The organism is Limosilactobacillus panis DSM 6035 (assembly GCF_001435935.1).
In the GTDB taxonomy this organism is placed as follows: Bacteria; Bacillota; Bacilli; order Lactobacillales; family Lactobacillaceae; genus Limosilactobacillus; species Limosilactobacillus panis.
The window spans coordinates 21,065-28,389 of the sequence record NZ_AZGM01000137.1 but is presented as its reverse complement, the minus strand read 5'-3'; the positions used below and the strand labels follow the sequence as shown (position 1 = coordinate 28,389).

At 44.0% G+C, this 7,325-nt stretch carries 4 protein-coding genes and 2 pseudogenes; all 6 read right to left on the bottom strand.

From position 1 onward, the window contains the following. Positions 1 to 626, bottom strand: a pseudogene (locus FD32_RS10355) (RNA-guided endonuclease InsQ/TnpB family protein); the annotation flags it as partial. Between the two features lie 264 nt (positions 627 to 890). Further along, positions 891 to 2,204 (bottom strand): trigger factor, encoded by a 1,314-nt coding sequence (gene tig / locus FD32_RS08270; RefSeq protein ID WP_047769087.1) that lies wholly within the window; start codon positions 2,202 to 2,204, stop codon positions 891 to 893. A 187-nt stretch (positions 2,205 to 2,391) separates the two neighbouring features. Continuing rightward, a complete protein-coding gene (tuf, locus tag FD32_RS08265; RefSeq protein ID WP_047769085.1) occupies positions 2,392 to 3,582 on the bottom strand; it encodes an elongation factor Tu in 1,191 nt (396 codons plus the stop codon). A 180-nt stretch (positions 3,583 to 3,762) separates the two neighbouring features. Next, on the bottom strand, positions 3,763 to 4,671 hold the full coding sequence (locus FD32_RS08260; protein ID WP_047769082.1) for a hypothetical protein: 909 nt from the start codon (positions 4,669 to 4,671) through the stop codon (positions 3,763 to 3,765). A 172-nt stretch (positions 4,672 to 4,843) separates the two neighbouring features. Then, a pseudogene (locus tag FD32_RS08255) lies at positions 4,844 to 6,645 on the bottom strand (ribonuclease J). Between the two features lie 251 nt (positions 6,646 to 6,896). Next, positions 6,897 to 7,325, bottom strand: a 429-nt coding sequence (locus FD32_RS10350; protein WP_235803795.1) for an RNA-guided endonuclease TnpB family protein, incomplete at its 5' end; no start/stop codon positions are given.

Here is a 7,325-nt window from a genome sequence, read left to right as displayed (position 1 = left end):
TTCCGCCCATTTAGCATTAAAAGTTTCGTACTTAATCCCATCAGAACTAATGGCTAGACTAGCGACTCCAACGTCGATGCCGACTGCTTTTCCTGTTTTTCTCAGGTGTTCGGGAGCCTCAACCGCCACTTGTAACGATAGATAGTAACGGCCAGTGGGCTTAAGGCAAACCGTATAGCACTTAATCTTGTCATTAGCTAACAATGTTGTTTTGCTGGTCCGAATGCTGCCCAACTTAGGCAACTTAACCCGCCGCTTAGCAAGCACCCGACAAACTGACCGCCCCGTATAAGCTTGGCGAATAGCATGACACGATTTAAAACGTGGGTAACCACCCCGATGTTTAAATAACATCTTAAAAGTTTGGGCGAGATTATGATTGATCACGAGGAAGCTAGTTGAGTCACTCACCCTAAGAAATGGGTATTCTTGCTTGAGTCTCTTCAGTAGATAATTCATCCCGTATTCATTGACGAAGTGACTACTAGGATTATTTTGATACCGCTCCTTGGCCATCGCTATTGATTTCAAACGAAGCAATCGTTACCAAACATCTGCCACAATTGTTCCCTTTGCTGGGCATTGGGATATAGACGAAGTTTGATTCCCTTTATAACTTGTGCCATTTCACCACAATCTTTCATCATTGGCCAGTCAACAAAGCTAATTAATACCTGAACACCACTCTCTGTTAAAGACATTATATCACACACTAAAACGTATGTTCGGTTGAAAGGTTAAAAAATAGGCAATTCATCACGTCCTTAAAAGAACGTGTTTCCTTGCCCGTTTTCAAAAAGTCCCCAGCGTTCGATAGTTCGAACACTAGGAACCTTCTTACAAGTGATCTTGATAACCTCCCAATGGATATTACTCCATTAGTTAATTACCTACTTGTCGGTCTTCTTGTCATCAGTCTTAACTTGCTTTGCTGAATCAGCTACCAAGTCAACGGCCTTCTTAATCTTGATATCATGACTCAACATATCCTTGGACAGTGCCTTTTCAACGGCATCTTCTTCCATACCGTATTGCTTTGCCAAGTCCTTGATTTCGTCCTTGATTTCGTCATCACTGGCTTCAATGTTAGCATCGTCAACGATTGCTTCCAGAACTAAGTTAGTCTTAACTCGTTGTTCAGCATCGTTGGCAAATTGCTTCTTAAGGTCTTCTTCCTTAGTACCAGTGATTTGGAAGTACATCTTTGGACTAATCCCTTGTTGCTGCATACCAGCAAGGTATTGTTGCATTTGCCGGTTAGTGTCTTCATCCAACATTGCTTGTGGGATATCTTCGATTTCGGCATTGGCAACTGCCTTTTCAATGGCAGCGTCTTCGATTGCGCCCTTAGCTTGGTTGTCCTTTTGTTCTTGGAGTTGCTTCCGAGTCTTGTCCTTCAGTTCATCCAAAGTATCAACGTCTTCGTCAACATCCTTGGCAAAGTCGTCGTCCAGGTCTGGCAGTTGCTTTTCCTTGATTTCGTGAACCTTAACCTTGAAGGTTGCATCCTTACCGGCTAAGTTCTTAGCATGGTAGTCCTTTGGGAAGGTAACCTTAGCATCAACATCGTCACCGGTGTTGTGACCAATCAGTTGGTCTTCAAATCCTGGAATAAAGGAACCAGAACCTAATTCAAGGGAGTAGTTGTCGGCAGAGCCACCGTCAAACTTCTTACCATCAACGCTACCTTCGTAGTCGATGACAACGGTGTCACCCTTAGCAGCTGGCTTATCTTCCTTAAGGACCAATTCAGCTTGTTGTTGACGCTTCTTTTCAATTTCAGAGTCAACATCAGCATCTGAAACAGTCGTGTCTTGTTCAGGAACTTCCATTCCCTTGTAGTCACCAAGCTTAACTTCTGGTTCAACTGCTACTTCAGCAGTTAAAGTCCATGGTTGACCCTTTTCCATGCTCTTAATATCAATCTTTGGTTGGTCAACCGGCTTGATTCCAGCTTCTTTAACAGCATCACTGTAGGCAGCAGGCAATACCTTGTTTAAAGCATCTTGGTACAGGGATTCTTCACCATACATTTGGTTAAAGATTTGACGAGGAACACGGCCCTTGCGGAAACCAGGAACCGTAATTTTCTTCCGGGTTTCGATAAAGGCTTCGTCAATTCCCTTGTTAATAGTGTCGACATCAATTTCAAAAGTTAATGTCCCCTTGCTGGCATCGCTATCGCGTTCCCATTTTGCTGACATTTTATTTCCTCCAATAACAATCAATTTGACCATTACTCTATCAAGTTGGTCTTTACATACTTTATTAGTTTACCGTACGACCGCTACAATTGCAACTAAATGGGCGTTTTCCGGCCCCAATTTCCCATAAAATTTAAAAGAAAAAAGATCCGGATAAACCGGACCTTTTAATTAGCCTGACTAAAAATTAGTCTAAGACTTCGGATACCACACCGGCACCAACAGTGTGTCCACCTTCACGGATGGTGAACTTCAGACCCTTTTCAAGGGCAACTGGCTTTTGCAGGTTAACAGTGAAGGTAACGTTATCACCAGGCATAACCATTTCAACGCCATCTGGCAATTCAATCGTACCAGTAACATCAGTAGTGTGGAAGTAGAATTGTGGACGGTAGTTGGAGAAGAATGGAGTGTGACGGCCCCCTTCTTCCTTGGTCATAACATAAACTTCACCCTTGAAGTTCTTGTGAGTTTGGATCGAACCAGGTTCTGCCAGAACTTGACCACGTTGTACTTGGTCGTGAGAAATACCACGAAGAAGGATACCAACGTTATCTCCGGCCTCACCAAGGTCAAGAGTCTTGTGGAACATTTCCAAACCAGTAACAGTTGACTTCAGAACGTCTTCAGTCAGACCAACAATTTCAACTTCGTCACCAATCTTAACAGTACCACGGTCGATACGACCAGAAGCAACAGTACCACGACCAGTAATAGTGAAGACGTCTTCGACAGGCATCATGAATGGCTTGTCAGTAGGGCGCTTTGGAGTTGGAATGTAGTCATCAACAACATCCATCAAGTGAAGGATAACCTTTTCTTGTTCTGGATCACCTTCAAGAGCCTTGAGGGCAGAACCACGAACAACAGGAATATCATCACCAGGGAAATCGTATTCGTTAAGAAGGTCCCGAACTTCCATTTCAACTAAGTCAACTAATTCGTCATCGTCAACTAAGTCGGTCTTGTTCAGGAATACAACGATGTACTTAACACCAACCTGACGAGCAAGAAGAATGTGTTCACGGGTTTGTGGCATAGGACCATCGGTAGCAGCAACAACCAGGATAGCACCATCCATTTGTGCGGCACCGGTGATCATGTTCTTAACGTAGTCGGCGTGACCTGGAGCATCGATGTGTGCGTAGTGACGCTTTTCAGTTTCGTATTCAACGTGGGCAGTGTTGATAGTGATACCACGTTCCTTTTCTTCTGGAGCGGCATCGATATCAGCGTAATCTTCTTCCTTTGCCAGACCCTTAGCTGCAAGTACCTTAGTGATAGCAGCAGTTAAAGTAGTCTTCCCATGGTCAACGTGGCCAATAGTACCAATGTTTACATGGGGCTTTGTACGTTCATAATGTTCTTTTTCAGCCATTAATGAAAACCTCCTGATAATTTACAAGTATAATGCCAGTCGTTTCTTTACGAAATAACTGACACACCCTTATGTGTATTGTACTACTTCTTTTCGCCAATTGAAAGCTTTTATATCAAAGGCTTGAAGAAGAATTCTTAAATATAATATCAACTATCTGACGATTTGTAAATAATATTGTTAATGTTTTTCACTTAAATCATCAATTATCTTCGTTAAGGCGTCCTGGAGCGGACCTACCGGGTTCTGTTGACCCTCCCTCTTCCCAGAAATCTTGTCAATCAGGTAGTCAATCCACTCCCCTGGTGAAGTCACTTTCTCATCAATTAGGGGGTAGAGGAGCATCAGTTGAAGCTGTAACTCCTGGCTTGCTAGTTGAAATTGGGTGGGATTTTTACTTCCTAGTCGACGGTTAAGCTCCTGACGAAGTTCCTTGACAATTGTTAGATCGTCAATCTCCTGCAGCTGACTGGGGTTAATCTGGTAGTCCTGGTTGTCAATCCACCGTAATGTTAGTTCTTTATTGACTGCCGCCTGACGAAGGGTATCGATTATCGACGCTTTGATCAGTTCATGGGTAAACGGGTCGCGCAAGAGAAACTGGGCACCGGTAAGGTAGTCGTTGAGCGGTAGTTGCTGGGCTTCACTAAGCCGCTCCTGCTGCTCACTCAAAGAGCAATCGCCAAGGTGGTAAAAAGAGCGAAGAAGCGTGCGAATCGTTACCTGATATTTTTGATTAGCAGCCATTTCAGCCTCACAAATGTCCCTTCGCAGGGTGTCTTGCCAAGCAGTTGGCAATTCAACGATAAATTGACGAGCTGCCATGTATGACTGATTATGCAACATTAGATGCACTCCCAGACAGGCCTCACGATAGGTTTCCGTGAATGCTAATGGCTGCTCAACGAAGTACACAAACGCCCTTTGGTACTGCTTTGCTTCGTAGAGGGCGCGAACCAAGTGGCGGCTCACATCATCATTTGGTGATTCGTTGATTAGGTCCTCCAGAATAACAGCACTATCCAGCCACTTTTCGTCTGCCATCAAATGGAGTGCCTTCTGATATTTTTCATTTTGTCCTTTATCCATTGTTTCCCCCTTAATCGCTCATACCGCACTTATTTATTCCTGAAGATGGGTAGCATAAGGAGGTTTACCCTCCCCAAATATAGGAAAGACTGAGAAAAAGCAAAAGTTTTTTCTCAGTCCCCAATATATAAATTAACATTTTTAAGTGGCCATTTTTCCGGCCTGCCCACCATTACTGCTGGTGGCTCTTATTTTCATTTGCCGCCTGGTGCTTGCGTCCGCGGCCACGACCACGGTGCTGTTTTTCTTTATGTGGCCCGCTTTTTCCTTCTTACCCTTACTTTCAGGTGCCTTTTTAGACTTCTTCTTGGAATGCTGGTTGATTTCCATAATTACTGGCAAGATAACGGGGTGCCGCTTAGTCTGGTCGAACAGGAAGCGGTTAAGCTTCTCCCGAACATCCTGCTTGAGATGTCCCCAGTCAAATTCCTTCTGGTCTAAATTGTCTTGAACGACCTTTTCAACCAGGTCGGCGCTTTGTTTCATCAGCTGGCGGTTAGTCTTTACAAAGACAAAACCACGGGATGTAATCTGGGGCCGGGCAACGATTTTCTTCTTCTTTCGATCGATAGTGGCCACAACCACAAAAATACCGTCTTCAGAAAGGACCCGGCGATCACGGAGAACAATATTCCCAATATCACCAATGCCGGTCCCATCAATCATTGTATTGCCCACATCAATGTGTTCACCAATGTGGAATTCACCATTCTTATAGTCAAGGACATCTCCCTTATTAGTAATGAAGATGTGGTCTGCAGGGATGCCAACCTCTTCGGCTAGTTGAGCATGCCGGTCAAGCAAACGGTATTCCCCTTGGATTGGGATAAAGTACTGTGGCTTCATGAAGTTTAACATCAACTGTTGGTCATTTTGGTTAGCGTGTCCGGACGGGTTGAGGTCGTCCGAAATAAACTTCACTTCGGCCCCGGTCCGGTAAATCATGTCCTTAGTCTTTTGGACTTCCGTCTCCTGCGCGTAAGATGGGGTTGTCGTTACGAAGACCAGGTCACTATCGCTCAACTTGATCTTAGGGTTATCACCATTAGCAATCTGTTGCAGGGACTTGATTGGTTCACCCATCTTCCCCGTTTCCAAAATTACTACCTGGTTTGGATCAAGCTGGTCAGCCTCCTTTATACTGATTAACAGGTCCTTAGGTAGCTTTAATTTACCCAAGTTCATCGCCGTGTCGATGATTTGCTCAATGTCACTTCCGGACAAAACCAACTTTCTGTTAACCGCTACGGCAGCGTTAATGATTTGCTGAACACGCATGATGTTAGAAGCAACGCTGGCAACGATAATCCGCCCATCCTGGTATTTAAAGGTCTCCTTAATATATTCACCAATGTCCTTTTCCCGGGTTGAAGCACCGGTAATTCCCGCGCCGGCTGAGTCACTCAAGAGAGCCAAGACACCCTGAGAACCAACTTCCGCTAACCGGGCCAAGTCAGTTTGGTAACCCTTGGTAGCCGTTTGGTCAAACTTGAAGTCACCAGTGTAAACAATGTTGCCTTCATCAGTACCCACGACAATCCCTAATGTTTCAGGAATCGTATGGGTTGTCTGGAAGAATGAAACGGTGACATCATCAAAATCAATTGCCGTTGCTTCATCAACAACGTGAAAGTCGTTGAATTTTTTAACTTCCTTATGCTTCTTAACGGCAAGTTTGGCCAGGGCAATGGTCATCTCGCTCCCGAATACGGGAACATTGAAGTCCATCAAGAAGTACGGCAAAGCACCAATCGAATCAGCGTGACCGTGGGTCAAAAATACCCCGACAATCTTATCCTTATGTTTGCGAAGGTATTCCCAGTCAGGAATTACAACATCAATTCCCATCAGCTCATTTTCGGGATACTTTAGACCCGTATCCAAAATAAAGATCTGGTTGTTGACCTCAACAGCATACATATTCTTACCATTTTCGCGTACCCCGCCAAATGGGATAATCTTAATTTTACTCATTAACTAATATGGCTCCTTTATTTAATTGTGTCTCACTGCTTGATTGGCAACGAGAATTTATTTCGATCCTGAATAGCTATTAATATCTTACCACATTCAGTGTTAACTATGGGAACCAAAGCAATTTAAAACGTGAACTACTCGGCCATTAATGACCGAGCTTTTGGGAACATGAAGTAGTATTTAGGATATTATGCCTGTATTCAAGCTACCTAACTTACAGAACTCCACTCTTTTACCATGGCTAGTCCCTAGCCAATAGCTTTTAATCCTTGATGCAAGATATTAACTGCCGCATTAATATCGCGATCGTGATGAGTACCGCAGTTTGGGCACGTCCATTCACGAATTTGTAACGGCTTTGGTCCGCTATGGTAACCACAGTGGCTGCAAATTTGGCTGGTATAGTTTGGTTTAACAGTTACTAATTTCTTACCATACCAGGCACATTTATACGCCAACATGGTCCGGAACTGATACCAACTAGCATTCGCAATCGCTTTAGCCAGGCAATGATTTTTCTGAAGGCTTTTGGCTTTCAAATCTTCAATGACGATTACGTCGTATTGCTTAACCAAGGTCGTTGTCAATTTATGTAAATAATCTTTACGCTGGTTCGCTACCTTAGCTTGGTAACGGGCCTTTTGTTGTTGGGCTCGTTGCCAGTTTTGGTAATCACT